Raw genomic sequence first — 24,628 nt, 5'->3', positions numbered from 1 at the left:
TTTTAACCTACTTCGGTTATCATTAAATCCAGACCCAGACGGATCACCTCCTGAATTTCAATTTTGGAAGTATTCACATATTCTACCGCTGCAAAATCTTCCGGAGCCACCTCGTAGATCCCTAGATTTTCCATTTTTTCGATATCTCCCGCCATACAGGCTTTGATCAGCTGCATTGGGTAGATATCCATCGGCAACACCTCTTCCATTTCACCAGTTACTACCAAAGCACGCTCTTCCCCATTCAAATTGGTAGTAGGCGTATATTTTTTATTCGGAAATAACCACGAAAGTGACGTATGAGAATGTGAATGAATATTATTATAGGTAAATGGCAGCCAACCGAACAAACGATAGTTCTTACCTTCCGGAATCAGGCTCACTTCATTTTCAAAGAAACCAACGTACTGATTGTTGCTCAGCTGCGTTCCGGTTAGCACATCGCCGGAAATGATTCGAACCTCATCAGAAACCTGCCCGATAAGATCTGAAACATTGGCTCCGATCTTTGTTTTATAATATTTGCGATTGGTTGCTTCGCTCCCGGCAACCGCAATGGTTCTTTCCGCGTGATACTCTCCGGTAAGGAACAGCGTCCCAATGGTCGCTACATCCTCCACTCCAATCGTCCACACTCGTTCCCCACGGTTAATCGGGTCTATATTATGGATCTGCACACCAACGTTTCCGGCAGGGTGCGGCCCTTTTACATGATGTAGCTCCACTCCCTGAATGCTCTTCAGGTATTGAGCGGAATGATCATCTACGGAAACGTGAACGGCTCCAGGCGTTAATTTCTTCAGGGCGTTGACACCTTCCTGAAAGGCCGCGATCTTATCCTTGATGATAAAACCTTTATCACCCGCAAGAGGTGCCGTCGTCACTGCTGAAATAAAGATCGCTTTCGGCGTGTCTTTAGGATCAGCTACGATATCGTAAGGCCTCTGGTAGATAAATGCCCCGCAACCACTTTCCAAAATACGCTCTTTCACGTCTTTGGCTTCAGCTTTGGAAGCATCCATTTTTCCGAAGTCGCGGTAAACATCTTGAGGATCAGCTTCAATAATCACTTCAAGAACCTTTCTTTTAGCGCCGCGTTTAATTTCTTTTAGAACCCCGCTAACAGGTGAGGTAAAGCGAATTTCGTCTGTGTATTTCGAGTAGAAAATCTCATCACCGGCAAGAAGTTTAGCCCCTTCTTTAACAACCATTTTTGGTACAACCGAATGAAAATCTGGCGGCTTTATTGCGTAAGTCTTAGATCTTGGAGCCTCGACCAGCTCCTTTTCCGCCTCTCCTTCTAATTTCAGAGTCAATCCTCTTTTAATTCGAATGTCTTTTGACATAGGATGGAGTGTATGTTAAAATTTTTATTTTAAAGTCGTGCAAATTTATGAATTTTCAGACCACTTATCCCAACAAATGTCAGAATTTTACCGTTGTACCAATGTTAAAATAATGAGTGGCAGAATCGTATTTTCTTATAAATTTGTTCATTATTCGAATTATGAGGTTTTTTCTAACATTTCTAATAAGTCTTTCAGGTTTTTGCCAGTTTTACGGCCAGGCAGTTCAGGAAACGGCTTCGCCTAACTATATCCGCACCATCAGTTTTACCGGTGAAAACACGGAAAATCCCGGCAATCCTATCATCCTCCTCGGCGGTACCCTGCAATTGAGCTTTGATGATATTATTGGTGATGAAGCCGATTATTATTACACCGTGGAACATTATAATTTCGACTGGACGCCATCCCAACTTTCGAAAAATGAGTACATGGACGGTTTTGATGACCTTCGCATTACAAATTACACCAATGCCTACAATACGTTGCAGCCTTACACCCATTATGAGCTCAGCATTCCGAATAACCGAACAAAAGCATTAAAAGTCTCCGGAAATTACCTGCTGAAGATTTTCAATGCCAATCGCGAACTTGTCTTCTCCAGGAAATTTATGGTCTACGAAAATTTCGCACAGGTTTCGGCACAGGTGAAACGATCGCGTGACCTGGAATTCATCAACGAAAAACAGGTAGTGAATTTCAGCATCAATTCGCCAGATTTTATCCTGAAGAACCCTGAAAACAACGTAAGGGTATTGCTAATGCAGAATTACAATCTGAAATCTGCCATTCTTGACCTGAAACCGCAATATACCATTGCCAGCGAGTTGATCTATAAGTATGATGCCGAATCAGCTTTTTGGGGAGGCAACGAATTCCTTCAATTCGACGATAAGGATCTTCGCGCTACCACGGCAGATATCGCTTCCGTGGAACTGGACGAACTCTACCATCATTATCTGTATACCGATCGTACCCGGAATGGAAATCCCTATACCTATAATCCCGACCTCAACGGCGGATTTGTAGTTCGAAGCTATCCTGCTGAAAATTCTGATATCGAAGCCGAATATGTCTGGGTACATTTTCAGCTGAAGAATTATGACCCTATCGGTAAAAGCCAACTGCACCTATACGGAGGCTTCAATAATTTTCAGCTGGATGAAAGTACCCAACTGAGATATAATGAGGAGACCGGTTATTACGAATGCGCCAGGCTTTTCAAACAGGGTTATTACAATTACAAATACGTGCTGCTGGATGAAAACGGGCAGCTGGATGAAGGCTTCATCAGCGGTAATTTTGACGAGACTGAAAATACCTATACCATTTTAGCTTATTATCATGCTCCAGGAGCGCGTTACGATCGCCTTATCGGAGTAGGCTCTGCCAATTCCAAAAACATCACAAATTAATTTGAAAAGATCACTCCCAGGCCGGCAATCGGTTTTAAAATATCGTGGCGAAAAATGCCAGAATTGCCATATACCCCTGGAAAAAAGTGACCAGTTCTGCCCGAATTGCGGCCAGATCAACAGCACCAAAAAATTAACTTTTGATGATTTTTTCAATGAATTCTTTTCAGGCTTGCTGGCCTACGATTCCCGTTTCCAGCGAACGCTGCGCGTCATGCTTTTCAAACCCGGAAAGATTTCCAGGGATTACATAGACGGAAAACGGATGCGGTATGCCAATCCTTTCAGGTTCTACCTGAGTGCATCCATCATATTTTTCCTGCTCTTCAATTACTCGATCCATTCAGAAAACGATATGATTGGCCCCCGGGATCGCGACATGGTGGAACTTGCCGGGAAAACACCACCAATTCCGCCGGAGGCACTAGATTCAGTTAATGCGGCCCTGGCTAAAGAAAATCTTTCGCTGGACAAGCTCAAACTGGATACCGTTCAGAAAACCTATAAAGACTACTATATTTCCCAGAAAACAGTTGATACGATGAGCAATCTCTCGGCGCTGTTCAAAAAATTCAACCTGTATTACGAATTTCAGGATGAGACAGGGATCGCTACACCAGATCGCGCCCTGGATTCACTAAAACACGACCAGACCAATTACAATCACTGGCTCTACAAGAAGGCGGTAGACGCTAACGTTTTTAAGAACAATCCCGGCCTTTTTATAGATTATTTCATCAGTAAACTGCCATTCATCATCTTTTTCTACCTGCCGGTCTTTGCTCTTTTTATCTGGTTACTATATATGAGACGAAATTTTAATTATATGGAGCATCTTATCTTCGCCTTCCATGTGCAAACCACGCTGTTCGTCTTTTATATCGTAGGGCTCACTTTCGATCTCATCGCTTCTTTAAATGTGGGGATTACCATGGCCAATATCGTTTTTGCCGTTTACCTCTATAAATCCATGCGCAATTTTTACCGCCAGCGCCGTGTTAAAACGATTCTAAAGTTCATCATTTTAAACCTGATTTTCTTTACTTTAGCGACTATAGCAGTGTTTATTTCACTGCTTGCATCATTTTCAATCTACTGATATGGTTCAACAAATTACTCAGGGAATAAAAATTTCGGTTGAAACGCATTTTGAAGGGATGTTCTACAAAAACTACAAATTGCGTTATGCATTTGGCTACCGGGTTCACATCGAAAACCAGAGCAATGATACGGTGCAGCTCCAAACGCGCTTCTGGGAAATAAAAGATGCGCTGAACGATACCGAATTTGTTCAGGGCGAAGGGGTGATTGGAAAAAAACCCGTTTTACAGCCCGGCGAGCACCATACTTATCAAAGCGGCTGCTTACTAACCGGTCCATTCGGCGCCATGAAAGGTCATTATAATATGGTCAATCTGAATACTACCAAAAAATTCCAGGTTTCAATACCCTCCTTCAAACTGGCTGCAACTTACGCTTTAAACTGAAGCCGTTCCTCCTGCTCTTTTCCAGATTGTAAATCGCGGAACCAAAACCTGATTCCCTGATCCGAACTGATGATCTGGCTTACACTCTGCGTTTTCAGGAAACCACGATCGATAATTAAACCGAATTCCATATTGTCTTTTTCAGTATTCAAGTGGAAATCTCGAAGCATGTCTGCATGAAGCTCATGAGTCTCCCGGAATTGCTGAAACCATTGCCGCCTACTTTTTTTCATATTCTGGTCGTATAAAGGAGATGATGACCAGATATGTGGTTTTAAAGACAGTTTCTGAAGATGTTTTTTATTTTCATCCCACACGAGTTCGATAAACTGGAGTCCGTTACTCCAGTCGACCGCCACCAGCGTAAAAGCTTCAATTCCCTTCAGGTCATAATGCTCCAGAACTTCAGAAAGCTTCCCGGTTTCAGCCAGTATATCTTTGACCACAATGCCGCGGCTCTTCCGGTAGCCAGCCTTCCGAATATGAGGTTCAAAAGCGCCGTTCATCAAGCAAAGGCAACGCTGCAGGTCGCTCACTCCAATCCAGGTACCTCCTGCCTGGGCATCCTTCGGAAAATATAAATTTCTGGAATGATATTTTTCATATTCTGGCAGCAATGCATGCCTGGAGATCGCTTCATCGCGATTGGAAGTAAGTACAAAACCGTTGGGAGAATCCGGCTGAGGGGCCAGAGTGACCGTACACATGAAATTGGTAATTTTTAAGAAAAGTACGAAAAAAGTTAAGCTTTCGTGAAGGAGCAAGTGCCCTTCTTGTAAACCACTTAATTTTTTTACCTTTAACGGCAGTAAAAACAAATAGAAAAAAGCAAAAATTATATTTATGGGAAAAGGATTTTTTCACGTTCCTGTAGCCGTTAACGAACCAGTTAAGAGTTACGCTCCGGGAACCCCCGAAAGAGAAGAAGTACTACTCACTTACAAAGACCTTTACAATTCGAAAATGGAGGTGCCTTTATATATTGGCAGTGAGGAGATCAAAACCGGGGATACCGAAACCATGCATCCCCCGCACGACCACCAGCACAACCTGGGTGTATATCATAAAGCCAGCAAAAAAAACGTTGAAAAAGCGATCGAGACGGCTTTGGAAGCTCGTGATCAATGGGCCAACCTGGAATGGGAACAGCGTGCAGCGATTTTTCTTAAAGCTGCTGATCTGATCGCCGGGAAGTATCGTGCACGCATCAACGCGGCTACGATGATTGGCCAGTCTAAAAATATCTATCAGGCAGAAATTGATTCAGCTTGCGAATTATGTGATTTCTTACGTTTCAACGTGGAATATATGTCACAGATATACGATGAGCAGCCGGAATCATCTGAAGGAAACTGGAACCGTGTGGAATACCGCCCTTTAGAAGGTTTTGTGTATGCCATCACTCCTTTCAATTTTACCGCTATCGCCGGGAACCTTCCATCGAGTGCGGCTTTGATGGGGAATGTAGCGATCTGGAAACCTAGTGACAGCCAGGTATTTTCCGCACAAATCATCATGGAAGTATTCAAAGAAGCGGGAGTGCCAAACGGGGTGATCAATATGGTAATGGGCGATCCGGCCATGATCACAGATACACTGCTTGCCAGCCCTGATTTCGCCGGAATCCATTTCACCGGAAGCACCACCGTATTTAAAGACATCTGGCAGAAAATTGGAAATAACATCCATAACTACAAGACTTATCCTAGAATCGTTGGAGAAACGGGAGGTAAAGATTTTATTGTTGCTCACCCTTCTTCCAATGCGAAAAAAGTAGCAACCGCCATTTCCAGGGGAGCTTTTGAATTCCAGGGACAAAAATGTAGCGCCGCTTCTAGAGTATATCTTCCGAAGAGTTTATGGCCAGAGATTAAGGATTATGTGGTGGAAGATGTTCAATCCTTCAAAATGGGTTCACCAGAAGATATGAGCAATTTTATCACTGCAGTGATCCATGAAGGTTCCTTCGACAAACTGGCCAAATATATCGACCAGGCTAAGAAAAGTAAGAAAGCTGAAATCGTTGTGGGCGGAAATTACGACAAATCCAAAGGTTATTTCATAGAGCCTACCGTGATTGTGACCACCGATCCTCAATATGAAACCATGCATACCGAATTATTTGGTCCCGTGGTGACCATTTATGTTTATGAGGACAGCGAATGGGAAAAAACCCTGAAACTGGTTGATGAAACCAGCCCATACGGACTTACCGGGGCAGTTTTCTCTGGTGATCGATATGAGCTGGCAAAGGCCACGAAAGCACTTCAGAATGCAGCAGGAAACTTTTACCTCAATGACAAACCTACCGGAGCAGTTGTAGGTCAGCAGCCATTTGGTGGTGCACGTGCCAGTGGGACCAATGATAAGGCTGGTTCCAAATTGAATTTATTAAGATGGGTTTCACCAAGACTTATTAAAGAAACCTTTGATGCTCCTGAGGATTACCGTTATCCGTTTATGGGAGAATAATTGAATAAGATTAAATTTCATGAAGCCCGGTTTTAAAACCGGGCTTTTTCATTTATTAACATTTGCTAATCAGATATTTAGAAGTATTTTCTGACAATTTCATCGATTTTTATAACCGTTGAGCGAAATTTTAGTGTTTATTATTAAAATTGACTTAAATTTATTTGCTAATTCCCTACTCCCCAAATATTTAAAGGTTAGCCCGCCCCAGCAGCAGCCCCACATTTTTTTGACCCCTACCAGTATTGTTTATGCATTTAAACCATTTGACTATGGGGAAAAAACTACGATATTCCTTCTTACTAACTCTCCTGTTCCTCCCACTTTTCAGCTGGGGGCAATGTCCTACTGCAGTTAGCATATCGTCGAGCGAAGGCAATAACATTTGCCAGGGAACCGAGGTTACTTTTACCGCGAATGTCACAAACGGGACTTCGCCTTTCACATATCAGTGGCAGATTGACGGCTCTAATGTGGGAAGTGCCACAAACAGCAACACCTATACTTCCAGCAGTCTGTCAAACAACCAGAAAATTTCTGTTATTGTTACTGATGCAAATGGTTCAGCCTGTTCAGTTACCAGCAGCGCTTATACCATGACCGTGAATACCAACCGAACTCCAGGAGTAAGCCTAACTTCGAGTACCAATAGTGTATGTCCTGGTCAAAATGTGACGTTTACCGCCACTTCCAGCTACGGAGGGCCTAATCCGCAATATGACTGGTATATCAATTCCAGTTCCAGCCCGGCTCAATCTGGTAGTAGCAATACCTTTACAACAGCGGCCTTCAATTCCGGATCCAACACCGTGAAGGTTGTTTTAACCAGCAACTATTCCTGCGTTACCAACACTACCGCGGAAGCAACAAGTCCAACGATTACCGTAAGACCAGGAACGCCTTCACAACCAGGCAGTATCAGTGGTACGGTGGAAATTTGCCCAGGAACCACGCAGACCTACTCCATAGCTGCAGTCCCTGATGCCAGCAGTTACGTTTGGACCTTACCTTCAGGATGGAGTGGAAACAGCACCAATAACAGCATTAATATCACCGTGGGCTCCAGTTCCGGAACCATCAGTGTTGCAGCGAAAAATGACTGCGGAACAAGCACCACCAGAGATCTGGCAATTACCGTAAAACCAGGAACTCCCGCTCAACCAGGAACTATTACCGGTGAGGCATCGGTTTGCCCAGGGATTTCTCAAACTTACAGTATCAGTTCCGTAGTTAATGCCGCAGCATATAATTGGACAGTTCCATCTGGATGGACCATTACCGGATCTGATTCAGGAAATTCTATTGATGTAACCACGGGAACTTCCGGAGGAAGCATTTCCGTCAGCGCCTATAATGATTGCGGGACCAGTAATACCAAAACGCTTAATGTGAGCGTACAGCCCGGACCCCCCGCAACGCCGGGATCGATTTCCGGGGAAACCGAAGTATGTCCAGGAACTACGAACACCTATAGTATTTCTCCGGTGAATGGTGCTACAACTTATAACTGGACGCTGCCATCTGGTTGGAGCGGAAGCAGCACAACAAACAGCATCCAGCTTACCGCGGGTTCCAGTGGAGGGACTATTGAAGTGGAAGCCATCAATAACTGCGGAACCAGCAGTGCTCAAACCCTGAATATTACGGTTAAACCCGGTACTCCCGCTGTTCCCTCAACAATAAATGGAAATACAGCTGTGTGTCCCGGTACCACAGAAACCTATACTATTGCCGAGGTGCCAGACGCCACCAGCTACACCTGGACCATTCCAAATGGCTGGAGTGGCACCAGCACATCAAATTCCATAACACTTACAACCGGAAGCTCTGGGAACGGAACAATCAGTGTAAAAGCTGAAAATGACTGCGGAATCAGTACTGCTCAGACATTAGCAGTTTCGGTCAAAGCCCCGGCCCCGGTGGCCCCGGGTAGTATTACGGGTGATACGGAAGTTTGTTCATCGGCTACTGGCCTAACATATTCGGTCGCCAGTGTTACCGATGCCAGCTGGTATGAATGGATTCTTCCCGCAGGATGGAATATCACCTCTTCCAATCCTACTTCCAATACGATTACCGTATCAGCTTCGGCCAATTCCGGAAATATCCGTGTTTCAGCCCATAATGACTGCGGAGGCAGCAGCGAAGTAACACTGGCAGTAACTTCTGTTAATGGCGTTCCGAATAATCCCGGAACTATTACTACAAATTTACCCAATGACGGTATTTGCCCTCCGGCAACAGGTATAACTTTTACCGTAGCCAACGATGTAAATGCAAATGGATATGACTGGGTTCTTCCTAGCGGATGGGAAATCACGAATGGCCAAAATACCAGTTCTATAACTGTAAGAGTCAATGCTTCCAGTCCGGAAACCAATAATGCCTCAGTAAGTGTAAGCGCTAAAAACATCTGTGGATCAAGTACTGCTTCTACATATAGCGGTATCACCATTAAGAAACACGTTCAGGCATATATTGGTGAAGATATGACCTTATGCCAGTCTACAAATCCAATTACCATCAATGGTTCAATAGGTTTTAATGGAAAATTAAAGATAAGTCAGGTGACAACAACGGGAGGTGGTACTATTTCTAATGTTCCAAATGGAAAAGTTAATAATTTTAGCTTCATCTATACACCTAACTCAAGTGATTTCAACAGTTCACCGGTAAAAATCACTTTAATCACGGAAGCTCCGGGAGGTGGAGCATGCGGACCAGGTAGTGATGAGATGCTGATTTACTTTATACCCACTTCAACTATTACTTCGCCCGCTAATAAAGATCAACAGGTTTGTATCAATACCGCCTTGACAAATATGGCGTTTACTATTGGAGGCGGTGCGACAGGTGCGACTATCACCGGACTTCCATCGGATCTTAGTGGTAATTATAATGCGGGTACCTTTACGATCAGTGGAACACCTACACAAACCGGAAGTTTTACTTACACCATATCTACTACGGGTAATTGTTCCGGCCAGCAAACCAGTACCACCGGAACCATCACGGTAACTGATGATGACCTGATTACCGATGCGAACAATAAAGACCAGGAAATATGCATTAATACTGCCATTTCGCCAATGGTGTTTGGCACTAATAATCCTATTACTGCAATCAACACCAGTGGGTTACCTGCCGGGCTTTCAGGAAGCCTGAGCAATAACCAGTACACTATTTCCGGTACACCAACCGAAGCGGGCACCTTCTATTATACGCTTACCAGCGTGGGAAGCTGTAATAGCACTACTACTTCAGGTACTTTGGTGGTCAATCCGGATGTAACCATCACGTCTACTTCTGAAACTGATCAGGAAATCTGTATCAATACCGCTCTGGAAACTATCGAATTCTCTATCACTGAACCTGGTACGAATGCTATTATTAGCGGACTTCCAGATGGAATTACCACCTCTTTCAGCAATGGTGTTTTCAGTATTTCCGGGAATCCAACTGAGGCAGGAACATTTCCCTATACAGTTACCACGCAAGGAGATTGCCAACAGGCTACGGCAACAGGGACCATCACCGTAAAACCAGATCCTACTGCTGAACTATCTTATACCGGAGATTTCTGCGAATCTCAGTCGGGTACGGTTATGCCTGGTCTTACAGGCTCCGGAGAATATGAGAATGGAACGTACAGCTCCTCCCCTTCCGGTTTATCAATCAACACTTCTACCGGAGAAATCACACCTGGCGACAGCGATCCGGGCACATATACAGTTACCTACACAACTCCGGAAATCTGTGCGGTTGTGACTGCTGAAACTACTGTAGTCATTAATGCCACTCCTTACGCCGAGATCTCCTACACAGATCCATTATGTAATAACGATATTGCTGCCTACTTGCCTGTATTCGCAAATACTGAAGGAAATTACGAAGGCGGAAGTTTTTCTGCCCAACCTGCCGGTCTTAATATCAATGCATCCACCGGTGAAATTGCACCTAAAACCAGCGACCCAAATACCTATACGATTTCTTATACCATTCCGGCTTCCGGGGGATGTCAGGAAGTTATTCTGACCACTACTATTGAAATCACCCAAAATCCGCAGGTTAGCATTGAATATCCTGAAGCTGTCTGTACTTCAGAAACCGATCATATTCCTGTTACATTTACCAGCACGGCCGGCGAATATACCGGTGGAGCCTTTAGTGGTACTAGCGGACTCGATATTGACGCCAATGGAAACATCAATGCCGCTAATTCCACTCCTGGAGTCCATACAATCACTTATACCGTAACTGCTGCTGCCGGTTGTGACGAAGTTATTGCCACAACCGATGTTCAGATCAATGAAAAAGTCACCATTTTAACCGAGCCTCAAAATGTGGGAATTTGCTCCAGTGAACCGGCCCAATTTGAAGTGAGCGCTTCGGGTGATGGACTAAGCTATCAGTGGTACAGAATAGTGGAAGGAACTCCGCAGCTTTTAGCCGGTGAAGATGATGCCGTTTTCAGTCTTTCCAATGCGACCTCTATAGATGCCGGCGAATACTATGTAGTGGTATCAGGCGCTGATTCTTGCAGCGAAGCGACTTCAGAAACGGTTACTCTGAACGTGGATGAAAATATCATTATCGTCAAACCAACTGAAGATCTTACCATATGCGAAGAAGATTATACCGAAATTACTTTTGAATTCATCGCTCATGCCAACGGGGCTCCGCTGACCTTTCAGTGGATCAAGGATGGCAATCCTATAAACGATGACGGAGTAAATTACGATATGGAAGTTTCGGCCCCTCAAGGCACTAATGGTGAATACACCGGGACTTTGACCATTCTGGATATTGCCGAAGAAGATTCGGGAGTATATGCCGTGGAAATTGACGGGCCAGAGTACTTTACCTGTCCGCAGGCTACTTCGAAGAACTTTACTTTCCGGGTCAATCCTATTCCTGATAATCCTGAAACTACTGATCTGACTTTTTGTTTGAACGACACGGCCTCCAACCTTAGCGTTGACAATCCAGATAGCGATTACGAATACAGCTGGTATTCCTACGATTCCAGCGCCGATGAATTTACATATATAGGAGATAACTATACTCCTTCAACTTCATCCCCGGGAACTACCACTTATTATGTCACGCAAAAATTGGTGGAAACAGGTTGTGAAAGCGGAATGGAGCCTTTAGTGGTCACCGTGCTGGATAAACCTGAGCCGGTTGCTACGGAAACCATTCAATTGGATTACTGTTTTGAAGAAGTGGTAGAAACAGCTATTTCATTGACCCCTGCGGAAAATGCCAGCATTCACTGGTATGCTGCTGATGGAGAAACAGAGATCAGTGCGCCCACTCCAAATACGTCCAGCGCCGAATTGACCATTTATTATGTGAGCCAGATATTTGATACCGGTTGCGAAAGCGACCTCACGAAAGTGGAAGTCAATGTAAAATCACTTCCCGATTTAAGTGCCGGGATTGCTGAAGGTTCCAGTTCACCAACCTGCCTGGGAAGCACGATCAATCTTACCGCAAGCGGTGCCGAAACCTATGTCTGGACCCTCAATGGTGACGTGGTGGGAAATGAGGCCAACCTGCCGATCACTACAGATGAAACCGGTGATTTCACCTATATCGTAGAAGGAACTGCCAATGGTTGTTCCACCACTTACGAAGTACCGATTTCCGTAGATGCCGTAACCGTACCAGGAAGTATTTCGGGACCTGAAAGCGTTTGTATCAATAATGCCTCAGGAACACTGGAATTGACCGGTTATACTGGAAATATAACAGAATGGCAATGGAAAGCTTCATCTTCCGCAGCTGATGCCTGGACGAAAATTGATGATGCTGTCTTGGACACCAGAAATTTCAGCAATTTGACCGAAAGTACCGATTTCAGGGCAGTTGTGAAAAATGGAGCCTGTGAAGAAGCTTACGCTACATTTAATGTAAGGGTAGACCAGCTTCCGCAGGGCGGAAATCTGACTTGGCCCAATGGGGAGCGAATTTTCCTGACCTGTGAAGTGCAGTCGAACGATCTTCACGAAAAATTAACTCTCAATGATTTTGTAGGGCAGATCGTAGAATGGGAATATCGTACAGCCAGCAACATGACCTGGTCAACTTACGATAGTCAGGATCCTAGTCTTACAAATTCCGATTTTCAAAATATTCTTGGAAGCACGGTAGAAAGTACCGTTTTCAGGGTGAAAATAGCCAATGGGGCCTGTTCTGATGGAACGTATTCCCAAACGGCCATTTTGAGTGTGATCCCTTCTGACATTAAACCTTCTCCGGTACAGGTAACTCCGCAAGTACTGTGTTATGGAGCAGATATCAGTCTGAGTTCTGAAACCGGTTACGGTGCAGAATATGGTCAGTTTGATGGGGGTGCCTTTGATAATGCCGGAATTAAAAACCATGGATGGAATTTTACCAATCCTAGTGGAGGATCCAATGATTTTGATTCAGGTGCCAATAATGGGCGCGCCGATCACTGGCTGCGAATGAACCCTCATGGTAGCGATCCCGCGAATGAAAAAGTATACACGGCGAATCTTTATCCTATTTCAAGTCAAAGCCCCAGCAACGGTTCGATGGTCAATTTCAGGACTTTTTCATCAAATGCAGGAAATAAAGGTTTTGCTCTGGTGACCGGGAACAACGATTCCAACATGGAAACGCCGGTGTTCTCATTGGGAAGTCTTGATGAAGCGATCCTTACCTTCGATCAGGCATACAATCTAACGGAAGGAGCGAAAATCTACGTAGAAATTTCCACTAATGGCGGAAGTACTTATAATACGGTTTTATTCGAAATGACCGGTACGGCAACCAGTGGCAATTATAACAATTTCGGTGATGGAACACCACAATCCAGGCCTTTGAACAAAATGGTGATCGATCTTGGTGATTACCTGGGTCAGTCAAATTTACGCATCCGCTTTAGGTTTGACGGAACTATTGACGGGGATGTTTGGGCTGTTGACAATATTAAGGTACCGGAAGGTCCTCAGGACGTGTTATTACAATGGTTCTATGATGAAGACGCATCAGATCCTGATAACGCTTTGGAACAGATCGGGCAGGATAACCAGAACGTTGTGTCCTTTACTCCGCGGAAGATAGGCTGGAATGATTTTGAAGTAAAAACAGCCCTGTTATTAGATAGTAATGGTGATCCTTGTGAAACCATTAATAATTCAGAAACGGTGCGTGTTTTTGTTTTCGATCAATACACCACTACTGTGGTGGCCGAAACCGGGGAATGCGGAAATACAATCGTGCAGCTTTCCGCTACGATCACGGGTGATTTCCAGGGAGATGTCACTTCAGAATTTGCTACGGATGATCTTAAAACCTTGGATGGGTATACCGGCGCCTGGGTAATTACCGGCCCTAATACCGATTACACCCTTACCAATGCCGATCAAACCTCGACTTTAGAGCCGGTAAATAACCCTAATGCAATCTTCGAAGGCTCACAAATTGGAGATTACAGTTTCAGCTGGCAATTAACACCCACCGCGGTCGATGAGAACGATGTATTGATCGAAAATACTGGTTGTCCACCAGTTATCACTCCTGCTGAAGTGAGTCTTCCGGAATGTACTACGCTGGATTTTGATGGGGTAAATGATTTTGTATCTATTCAGGATGGTTTTGCTGATGCCAAAACAATTGAAATGTGGATCTATCCCGAAGATAGTGATGGAGTTATTCTTTCCGGCCCGGGTGTCGAAATTAGAATGAGCGATCTGCCTACAGGTGTTACTCCTAATTCCCGCTGGTATCATATCGCGCTCATTGGCACAAAATTATACGTAGATGGAATTGATAGCGGAACCAGTATCAATGGTACCGGCACTGCAGGGAAAACGATCATTGGTGCAAAATGGAATGCTTCCACTAAGGCAGCTGAAGATTTTTACTCCGGATGGATCGACGAGGTACGAATCTGGAAAGTCAATCTTTCCAAGAAGCAGCTGCATTTCATGATGAATCAGCGACTTGACCTGGCCTCAAAAGGATCTGGTCAAATCGTGGAGGGAGAAGCGGTCCCTAATCTTTATATCGATGCACCGAGCAGTTACCATTCTGATGGCACTCACAATCTGGATAAAGATGATGTACCTTTCTATAATGTATCATGGGATGACCTGATCGCCTATTACCGATTGATTTCCGAATTTCCTGATCCAGATCTGAATATCATTCCGAATACTTATAAACCGGTAGGCGGTTATACGCCAGATCTGGCTCTCACTGCCGTTGACGGAAGACTGCACAATATGACCACCCACCAGCAAAACACCTCTCCTACTCCATATTTTTCGGGAACTGATGGCGCTTGGGGTGATCGTACTACGTGGGCGCGTCCAACTGTTTGGGATGCTCCAGACAGTAACGGATTTGATGGAACGGAAATAGAATGGAACATCGCCAGGTTGAATCATAAGATCAATTCAGGCAACAGGAACATTATTATGCTCGGAGTCCTGTCAGAAAGCAATTTGCTAACCATCAACGCCGATAATGCACTTTCTATCAGCCATTATTTATTACTTAATGGAAATATTGATCTCGTAGGTGAGTCACAATTACTTCAGGATCACGGTAGTATTTTGGATGATTCCAGCGGTGGCTGGCTGCAAAGAGACCAGCAGGGCCGTATGAGTAGTTTCAATTATAATTATTGGACAAGCCCCGTAACCGATCAGGGCACGACAAATAATTCCGGGTTTACCCTGAACAAGGTGATGCTAGATGGTACCGACGAAGATAAACCTCAGGGAATAACCTGGAAAGGACAGTATTTCGCGGCTGATGGATCCCGTACCTCACCCATTACCATCAGTGACTACTGGATTTGGGATTTTAAAGGAGGGGAAGCCGATGTTTATGGTGACTGGCACCATTTAGGTAGCAGCTCAAAAGAAATCGCCGGGGCAGGATTTAGCATGAAGGGGACCGATGGTACCGTGGCTCCAAATACTCAAAAACAGAATTATACTTTCCAGGGAAAACCTCATAATGGTGATATTACGCTGAATATAGGTCAGAATCAGAATTATTTATTAGGAAATCCTTATGCATCGGCACTGGATGTCTATGAATTTTTGCTGGACAACCTGCCTTCCACGATCACTGCACCTGATGGAAGAAAAGGTCGAAATACCGGGCAACCTTTCAACGGCACATTGTATTACTGGAGTCACTTCGCCGGCTCCACCCACATTCTGGAGGAATATATAGGTGGTTATGCCTACTATTCATTTGCAGGCTCCACTCCGGCTTATTCCAGCGACTGGAGGATTGACAACTCCAACCCAAACGCTTCTGATTCTAAGATCGCCCAGCGATACATTCCGGTGGCACAGGGATTCTTTGTGAATAGTTCCGGCGGGAATTTTTCCGGAAATATTTATTTCAATAACAACCAGCGTCGATTCGCTAAGGAGAGCAGCGATCCTTCTATATTCTTACAACAGGAGGAGCGGGAAAAAGGACAACTAAGTTCCATTGAAGCCGATAAACGCGCAAAATTACGATTGAAATTCAAAAGTCCGGCAGGTTATCATCGCCAAATTCTCGTGACACGCGATGAAAATTCCAGTAGTGATTTTGATCTTGGTTATGACGCGCCCTTAATTGAAAACAACAAAGAAGACATGTACTGGATCGTAAATGACAGTCCGTATGTGATCCAGGCAGTACCAGATTTTGAACAGGAACGCGTCTTACCAATAGGTTTTAAAACCAAAGAAGGCGGAGAATTCAAAATTCAGATAGACAGTACCGAAAACTGGCCTTCAGAAATACCGATCTATTTAAAAGATAAGGTCGTGGATTCTATTCAGGAAATCAGCAAACAGCCATATACCGCCACTGCAGAAGCAGGTGAGATCAAAGATCGTTTTGAGATCGTCTTCTTCAAACCGGTTGCGGAAGATCCTGTGATTGATCCAGAAATTCCAGAGGTTCCCGTGGTCGATGGTTTGGTAGGCATTAGTTACAGTCATTTTAGCAGGCAGGTTAAGATCACTAATTTCGATCATCTGGATGTAGAAAAAGTCATGGTTTTTGACCTCGGCGGAAAGCTCATTGAAACCTACGACGAAATGCCGACTGATGAGGAGATTCTACTGAAATTACCACCGGTACAATCAGGAATTTACATTGTGAAGGTCTTCTGCAGTGATGCGATGTGCAATAAGAAGATCATCGTAAAATAGAAAATTGAAAATAATTTCTTACAATTTGAGCTACAAAACTGGCTAAAAGCAAGTTAAGCCATGTTTTTAGTGGAAATTTATGCACTTTATCGATTTTATATGTACTTTTACCGAAGTTACAATACTAATCGGTGCCTATGCATAAAATTACCTTTGGAAAAGTAAGGTTTGGTTTCGCCCTTTTTCTTGCTTTACAATTTAATTTATTCGCTACAAATACTTTCGCTCAACTATCGGTTTCCGGTACGGTGAGTGAGGCAAGCTGTAGTGATGCCTCAGATGCCGCGATCGATATCACGCCATCAGGAGGAACAGCCCCCTATTCCTATTCCTGGACTGGCCCTGGTTCTTACACCTCATCTAATGAAGATCTTACCGGGCTTTCCACCGGAAGTTATACCATTCAAATCACTGATTCGAACTCCAATACCACTTCCAGGACATTCAATGTAGGCTTTGATGACACACAAGACCCACAGGCCCGTGGACAGAATTTTGAGCTACTGTTAGACAGTAACGGAAATGCTACTTTAAGTACCAGTGATGTGGATAATGGCTCTACCGATAACTGCGGAATTGACAGTTTTAGCCTCAGCCAGACTGCATTTGATTGTTCTGATGTGGGCAACAATTCAGTACGTTTTACGGTTACTGATGTCAACGGGAATTCTGATTTTGTAGATGTTACCATTACCGTAAAAGATCAAACGGCACCAACAGTTTTAACTTCAGATTATACCCTTACACTGGATGCCAACGGTCAGGGCAGTATTGCTGTCAGTGACATCGACAATGGTTCCAGCGATAGTTGCGGGATTGCTTCCAGGACGTTGAGCAAAACCGATTTTGATTGTGCCGATATCGGAACCAGAACGGTAACTCTTACTGTTACTGATAATAACGGAAATGCCGCCTCGAAAAACGCTACCGTAACTGTAAACGACAATACGGCGCCACAAGTCATCACTCAAACCATAACCGTTCAGTTGGATGCCAGCGGAAACGCCACGATTGCCAATGATGCCGTAAACAATGGATCGACTGATGCCTGCGGAATTGCCAGCTATTCAACTGATATTACTTCATTTAGCTGTGCAAATGTGGGAAATAACAGCGTCACACTTACTGTGACCGATGTAAATGGTAATGCCGCGAGCGCATCGGCCACTGTGGTGGTAGAAGATAATATTGCTCCAACGGTACAAACTCAGAATATCACGATTTACCTGGATGCCAATGGCCAGGCTTCTATTACCGCATCAGATATCGATAATTCCTCATCTGATAACTGCGGAATTGCCTCTTACAGCCTGAGCCAGGAAAACTTTGACTGTTCAGATGTAGGCGCTAATACCATCAGTCTTACCGTAACCGATGAAAATGGCAACGCTGATACTGCAAATGCTACAGTAACTGTAGTAGATGATGAAATTCCGGTTATTAACGCCGTTTCAGATATTACAGAAAACAATGACCCCGGAGCCTGTAGCCGGGTATTGACGATTTCCAATCCGGGTGCAACCGATAATTGTTCCGTAAACAATCCAACAGGAACAAGAAGCGATGGTCTCTCCCTTACGCAGGCGTTTCCGCTAGGAACCACAACCATTACCTGGGAAACGACCGATGCCAATGGTAATGATGCAGCTCCCGTGATCCAGACCATTACTATTAATGATACCGAAAATCCTGTTGCTCCTACCCTGGACGATATAAGCTGGGGGTGCGAATATACCCTTGCCACTCCGGAAGCAACCGATAACTGCGATGTAACGATCGAAGGAGTTCCAGACAGGTCCACTACTTTTACTGAAACCGGAACGATCACCTGGACTTTTACCGATGCAGCCGGGAACACTACCACGGCCAGTCAGACCATCACCATCATTCCTCTGGAAGCTGAGGTAACGGTTAGCGACGCGCTGTGTAATGGCTTTTCCAACGGTATGGCAGAAGTAATTCCTTCCGGCGGTATACCTCCTTATGCTTACGATTGGGGCAGCTACGGAAATGAACCAGATGTCGAAGGCCTGGCTGCCGGAACGTATCCGGTAACAGTTTCTGATGTCAATGGCTGTTCTATTACTGTCAACGCCGTGATAGATGAGCCAGCCGAATTAAATATCGGAACCAGTACCGTAACTGATGCTACCTGTAATTCTGGTAATGACGGGCAGATCATTGCCGGTACAGTCACCGGTGGAACTCCAGATTCCAGTGGGAACTATCAGTATTCGATAGACAACACTGATTTTAACGACACTGGCGTATTCGAAAACCTCAGCGCAGGAAATTATACCATTTTCGTAAAGGATGAAAATGAGTGTTCCCTTCAAACATCAGTAACTGTTGGTGAACCGGCGATTCTTAGCGCCACACTTTCTAAAACTGATGTAAAGTGTTTTGGGGAAAGCACCGGCGTGATCAGTCTTACTAAACCAACCGGTGGTCACGGAAAATATGAATACAGTATCGACGGCACCAACTGGCAGTCTACCGCATCTTTCAATAATTTAGCAAGCGGAAATTACAGCGTTCAGATGAGAGATAAAGACTATCCATCCTGTGTGATCACCCTTAATGACACCTATACGATTAGTCAGCCAGCTGCTCCTTTGTCCGCTACAGTTACTTCCACCAGAACTACCACTTATGATACGGCTTCTGGAAGTGCTACGGCTAATGCCAGTGGTGGTACCCCGGGCTATACATATGCCTGGATGAGAGCCGGAACTGCCGCAGTAATTCAAAGCACCAAGACTGCAACCAACCTGCCTGCAGGTGATTATGATGTGACTGTCACTGATAAAAATGGCTGTACTTTTACTGAGACTGTGACTGTTTCAGAAACTATTTTTGCTGAGATCATTCCCACCTCCATTTGTGAGGAAAGCGATAGTGTGATCAGGACCTCCTATTTTGAAGTAGAGAACCTGACCGCCGTTGGAGGTGTAGGTCCTTATACCTACGAATGGGATTTTGACAATGGTGGGGACGTGAGTACAGCGACCGGGGCAGGGCCGCATCGCGTTCAGTACAATGCGGTTGGAGAAAAAACCATAACGCTGGTGGTAACAGATGCCGTTGGAGAATCCAAAACATTTACTTTCATTCAATATGTAGGTGAATGTTTCAGGGATAATTGTGGATCGAACGACCTTGCTTACGAATCATACTATATTGGTGATGCGAATGGAAACAGAATTACCTTTCTGAACTACGCCACAACTTCCGAAAGGTATCTTTACATTGTATTGCCAGATGGTCCGGAGCGTTATTCCTTTTACGTGGAGATCAATTATTCCATTACCAATCCAAGGACTGGAGAGACTACTTATTACAGGCCAGATCCTTCCTGTTTCTACCCGAAAGAACCGATCCCACGTACCGCAAGAACTTTTGAAATTGCAGAATGGGATTTTGGAGAATTCATTACGGTAGAAAGTATCTATTTCACCTTTTCGAACAACATCAAATGGGGCTGCGGTCAGGGTCCTAAACCTAAATGTTTTTCCACCAATGGTGGTGAAGTAGTAAACTCGCCCTTATATGCTGAGGCAGTTCCGAACGAATTGCTTTGTTATGATTCAAATCTCGGAAGAATAGACATTACTGCCAGCGGTGGGACGGCTCCTTATGATTATAGCATTACCAGTTCTACGGACGGGTACCAGATCGACGAAACATTCAAAAATTTGACTGCAGGCACCTACAGCGCATGGGTACGAGATTCCAATGGAGAAATATTCGAGATCGAAAATATTGAAATTAGCGGTCCTTCTTCTCCTATAACTTTAGAAACAACAGGAACCGATCCTGTATGTTTTGGAGAATATGGAACAGCTAGTGTCTCCGCTACCGGGGGAACTCCGTTTACTGATGGCTCCGGAAATTCCTATTACGAGTATTTATGGAATGATATTTCTGAACAGACCACTGCCACTGCGACCGACCTGGAAGCAGGCGAATACACTGTCACCGTAATTGATGCGAACGGATGCCAACAAATTGGCACCGTAACCATCACTGAACCAGACCAGCTAACCATAGCCGAAACCGGGGACGACCAGGTCCTGGGCTGCGGTTTCAGCAGTACCACATTAGACGGAAATACTCCGGAAATTGGTACCGGAACCTGGACAATAGAATCTGGTATTGGCGGAAGTCTTACTGATCCTACTGATCCGAACACTACTTTTACCGGGGAAGATGACACCTATACTTTACGCTGGACCATCGCAAACACCGATGGAACCTGTGCAACATATAGTGAAATGCAGGTAACTTTTTCGGCTGATTGTTCCACGCTGGATTTTGATGGTGTAGATGATCATATTTTACTTGCTGATAATTACCAGTTAACCAGCGGCGCCTTCTCCCTGGAGGTTTGGGTAAAACCGGAATCGGTTACCGGTATCAGGACGGTACTTTCCAGAAGGGATTACACGAATTTCAACAGCGGTGGTTATGACCTAATCATTAATAATGGCGCTCCTACCTTCAGGTGGGGCAGTAACTCGGTTTCCACTTCCAGTAAAGTAACTACGAACCGTTGGTACCACCTGGCCGTGATATTCAATGGCAGCAATGTTAAATTATACGTTGACGGTATTGAGGTAGGTAATAAGAGTATGAGCAATCCGGCTTCAGTTACCGCTCAAACAATGATCGGGGCCATGTACGACTCTGCCACTCCAAGCAATCCGAAGAATTATTTCGATGGCTGGATCGAAGAATTGAGGATCTGGAATACCACTCTTACCGTTGAACAACTTCATTACATGATGAACCAACGATTGAGCAATAACGGCGGACTTACAAAAGGAGAGGTGCTTCCGGCAGATGTTCCTGGCAACCTGAGCTGGTCTAAACTTCAGGGTTATTACAGGCTAATTGCTGATGATATTTCCAACGGGGAAACTCCAGATCGTTCTGCGACTCCTTCCGTAGGATTATTGAAAAACATTCAAACCAGCCAGTACAACACCGCGCCGCTACCCTATGTTTCCGAAGCTGCCAACGGCGAATGGAAAAGCAGGGGCACCTGGGACACCAATGTGGGAGGTGGCGCAGATCTGGACAATTACTGGACCTGGCCCAGCGATAAAGGTATCAATGGCGAAACGATTACCTGGAATATTGCGCGTACTAAACACGACATTGTTTCTACCGGCGAAAATATCTATATGTTGGGAATGATTTCTGAAACCGGCGAGGTCAAACTGAATGGTACGGTAGATATGAATACCGGGAAAGGATCTGGAAATGGCTTTTTTGTGACGCACTATCTGAAACTCGACGGAACCATGAATTTTGATGGGGAATCTCAGCTGGTACAAAGCGAAGGCAGCGTCCTGGATCCTGCCAGCAGCGGGTATATCGAGATCGATCAGCAGGGTACGGCGAACAGTTTTAACTATAATTATTGGACTTCTCCTGTAAGTCTTTCAGGTTCTGCAATCAATTCCGGATTCAAGATCGCCTCTGTTTTACACGATGGCAGTAATCCGGCAAACTTAAAAGACTTTAATTTCAATTACCAGTATCACTGGGCCGATTATTACGATTTCTCTTCCAATAAACGCATCAGCACCTATTGGTTACATACTTTTGGGGATGCTGCGGAAGATTTTAACGGAACAGCCGACGATTATTTTGAATGGCATCATATTTCAGAAAATGACCTGTTGCCTCCGGGAATTGGGTATTCTATGAAAGGTACTTCTGGTTCCGTTCCGCTGAGTAAAAGACAAAATTATACTTTTGAAGGTTTGCCAAATAACGGCGATGTGAGCCTGTATGTAAGCAGCGGGCAAAATAAACTGATAGGAAATCCGTATCCTTCGGCCATCGACGGGCAAAAGTTCATCAATGACAACCTAGGGAAGTTCAATGGTAGCATTTATTTATGGGATCACTTCGGAAAAGAGGATTCTCATTACCTGGAAGAATACGTGGGTGGATACGCGACCTTCAATCTTTCAGGAGGAGTTTCTTCAGCAACTTCCAGCGATGCACGAATAAACGATAATGGCGACCGGGGCTCCAAGGTTCCGGGAAGGTATATTCCGGTTGGACAGGCCTTCTTTATTAGCACTTCCACTGGAAGCGGTTCATCCTCCGGAGGGACTCTGAAATTCACCAATTCCATGCGAGCCTTTGTTCCGGAAAGTTCCGGAGATTCACAATTCCTGAAACCGATCTACCCTACCAAGGAAAAATCGCTTGAACTGGATTACGCAAAAGACAGCAGGTATAAGATCAGGCTTGGTTTTGATTCACCAAAAGGCTATCATCGCCAGATCCTGGTAACCGCAGATGCGCATACTTCAAACGACTTTGACCTGGGCTACGACGCTCCGCTCATCGAAAATAATGTGGAAGATATGTACTGGATGATCAACGATTCCGAATATGTGATTCAGGGGGTGCCAGATTTTAACCTGGACCGTGTGCTTCCAATAGGAATGCGTATTGGCCAGGAGGGTGAATTAACGATCAAGATCGATGAACTGGAAAACCTTCCGAAGGATTTTGATATATACCTCTACGATAAAGAAACTGCTTCTTACCACGACCTGATGGAAAGCGATTATAAAATTTCCATGGAGCCCGGTGACATCAATGATCGTTTTGAAGTGGTCTTCTTCAAACCTGAAGATGAGATCGAAGATCCTGAGGTCATCGAGGGAATAGACAACCTGGTAGTGGATTATGCCAGAGATCTTCGCGAGATCAGGCTGGTCAATCCAGACAGGATGACTATTGACCACGTAGAGCTTTTCAGTCTAAATGGTCAACGAATTGAAAGTTTTGATGAAATGGGTGATCTTCAAACCATTGATCTGCCAATCAATTCTCCGCTAAGCACTGCGGTATATATCGTGAGAGTATTTTCAGACGGGAAACAGTATTCCCGAAAGATCATTATTAAAGAATAGACTAAAGAGGTTTGTATTTCATAGGTAGATAGACGAGCTTTTTGGTTTCGAAGAAAGATTCTTCAAAATAATCAGAAAGCTCGTAAACCTCAGCGGTTCGATAAGCCTGCAATTCTTCCTCCAGGTCTCCCCCTTTCAGGTAAATAATGCCGTTTCTGCGCTCGTGTTTGTTCTCCTTAGCGATCTTTCCTTTGGTCCAGTGCACAAATGTTGGCATCGCGGCAACTGCCCTGCTCACGATAAAATCAAATTGCTCCTGGATTTCTTCCACGCGCTGGTTAAAAGTTCTCACATTCGTTAGCCCGAGGCCCTCACTCACCTCATTGACTACCTTGATCTTTTTTCCTATCGAATCTACCAACGTAAACTGCACTTCCGGAAAAAGAATCGCAAGCGGAATCCCGGGAAATCCACCGCCGGTGCCAACGTCCATGATCCTGGAACCGTCCTTAAATTGCTGAAGGCGGGCAATTCCAAGAGAATGCAACACATGCCTGATGTATAGCTCATCAATATCCTTTCTGGAAACTACGTTGATCTTCAGGTTCCAGTCTTTATATAAATCTTCAAGTTTTCCGAATTTTTCCAGCTGATCTGGTGTAAGATTTGGAAAATATTTTCTGATTAGTTCCAATTTCTGCTTTTTATGCAAAAGTAAAGATTTTCAACACTTTTTTTACCGAATTGCCCTGCCTAAAATCTTTAAAATTATAACTTTGAAGCTGCCTCTTCAGAAGGCAACGCGCAAAAAACAGATAAAAAGTA

Annotated in this window: 9 protein-coding genes; 6 read left to right on the top strand and 3 right to left on the bottom strand. The window is 44.5% G+C overall.

The genetic code is table 11. From position 1 onward, the window contains the following. Nucleotides 1–2: 2 nt before the first annotated feature. Nucleotides 3–1,346, bottom strand: coding sequence for a Na(+)-translocating NADH-quinone reductase subunit A (locus GRFL_RS10910; protein ID WP_083644648.1), 1,344 nt, complete (start codon nucleotides 1,344–1,346; stop codon nucleotides 3–5). A gap of 161 nt (nucleotides 1,347–1,507) precedes the next feature. Between GRFL_RS10910 and GRFL_RS10905 the strand changes: the two genes are divergently transcribed. From GRFL_RS10905 to apaG, 3 genes are read left to right on the top strand one after another with little or no spacing between them, the layout of a single operon-like run. Further along, nucleotides 1,508–2,761 (top strand): type IX secretion system plug protein, encoded by a 1,254-nt coding sequence (locus tag GRFL_RS10905; protein ID WP_083644647.1) that lies wholly within the window; start codon nucleotides 1,508–1,510, stop codon nucleotides 2,759–2,761. A 1-nt stretch (nucleotide 2,762) separates the two neighbouring features. After that, entirely contained in the window at nucleotides 2,763–3,860 is a 1,098-nt protein-coding gene (locus GRFL_RS10900) for a DUF3667 domain-containing protein (protein ID WP_083644646.1), read from the top strand. A gap of 1 nt (nucleotide 3,861) precedes the next feature. Beyond that, nucleotides 3,862–4,248, top strand: a complete 387-nt coding sequence (gene apaG, locus GRFL_RS10895) for a Co2+/Mg2+ efflux protein ApaG (RefSeq protein ID WP_083644645.1) — start codon at nucleotides 3,862–3,864, stop codon at nucleotides 4,246–4,248. Here the strand turns inward: apaG and GRFL_RS10890 are convergent. Next, the gene (locus GRFL_RS10890; RefSeq protein ID WP_083646097.1) at nucleotides 4,233–4,955 is read right to left on the bottom strand and encodes an NRDE family protein; all 723 of its coding nucleotides are present in this window, start codon (nucleotides 4,953–4,955) and stop codon (nucleotides 4,233–4,235) included. The two genes, apaG and GRFL_RS10890, sit on opposite strands and share 16 nt — an antisense overlap. 136 nt (nucleotides 4,956–5,091) lie before the next feature. Here GRFL_RS10890 and pruA point away from each other — a divergent pair, with 136 nt between their 5' ends. The 3 genes from pruA (at nucleotide 5,092) to GRFL_RS10875 (ending at nucleotide 23,863) form a co-directional block, all read left to right on the top strand. Then, nucleotides 5,092–6,720 (top strand): L-glutamate gamma-semialdehyde dehydrogenase, encoded by a 1,629-nt coding sequence (gene pruA / locus GRFL_RS10885; RefSeq protein WP_083644644.1) that lies wholly within the window; start codon nucleotides 5,092–5,094, stop codon nucleotides 6,718–6,720. Between the two features lie 272 nt (nucleotides 6,721–6,992). Continuing rightward, nucleotides 6,993–16,922 (top strand): Ig-like domain-containing protein, encoded by a 9,930-nt coding sequence (locus GRFL_RS10880; RefSeq protein ID WP_139839239.1) that lies wholly within the window; start codon nucleotides 6,993–6,995, stop codon nucleotides 16,920–16,922. A gap of 137 nt (nucleotides 16,923–17,059) precedes the next feature. Continuing rightward, complete coding sequence (locus GRFL_RS10875) at nucleotides 17,060–23,863, top strand: LamG-like jellyroll fold domain-containing protein (RefSeq protein WP_083644642.1); 6,804 nt, start codon at nucleotides 17,060–17,062, stop codon at nucleotides 23,861–23,863. Between the two features lies 1 nt (nucleotide 23,864). Here GRFL_RS10875 and rsmG read toward each other — a convergent pair whose 3' ends face one another. Continuing rightward, on the bottom strand, nucleotides 23,865–24,497 hold the full coding sequence (gene rsmG, locus GRFL_RS10870) for a 16S rRNA (guanine(527)-N(7))-methyltransferase RsmG (protein WP_083646095.1): 633 nt from the start codon (nucleotides 24,495–24,497) through the stop codon (nucleotides 23,865–23,867). Between the last annotated feature and the right edge of the window lie 131 nt (nucleotides 24,498–24,628).

It is taken from the genome of Christiangramia flava JLT2011 (assembly GCF_001951155.1).
GTDB lineage: Bacteria > Bacteroidota > Bacteroidia > Flavobacteriales > Flavobacteriaceae > Christiangramia > Christiangramia flava.
Note: the sequence above shows the minus strand (reverse complement) of the source record. Positions and strands in the feature narration are given on the sequence as shown.

Bases quoted from the DNA above. Each gene is read 5' to 3' on its own strand.
- GRFL_RS10910 (WP_083644648.1), bottom strand. From the start codon at position 1,346: ATGTCAAAAGACATTCGAATTAAAAGAGGATTGACTCTGAAATTAGAA.
- GRFL_RS10905 (WP_083644647.1), top strand. From the start codon at position 1,508: ATGAGGTTTTTTCTAACATTTCTAATAAGTCTTTCAGGTTTTTGCCAG.
- apaG (WP_083644645.1), top strand. From the start codon at position 3,862: ATGGTTCAACAAATTACTCAGGGAATAAAAATTTCGGTTGAAACGCAT.
- GRFL_RS10890 (WP_083646097.1), bottom strand. From the start codon at position 4,955: ATGTGTACGGTCACTCTGGCCCCTCAGCCGGATTCTCCCAACGGTTTT.
- pruA (WP_083644644.1), top strand. From the start codon at position 5,092: ATGGGAAAAGGATTTTTTCACGTTCCTGTAGCCGTTAACGAACCAGTT.
- GRFL_RS10880 (WP_139839239.1), top strand. From the start codon at position 6,993: ATGGGGAAAAAACTACGATATTCCTTCTTACTAACTCTCCTGTTCCTC.
- GRFL_RS10875 (WP_083644642.1), top strand. From the start codon at position 17,060: ATGCATAAAATTACCTTTGGAAAAGTAAGGTTTGGTTTCGCCCTTTTT.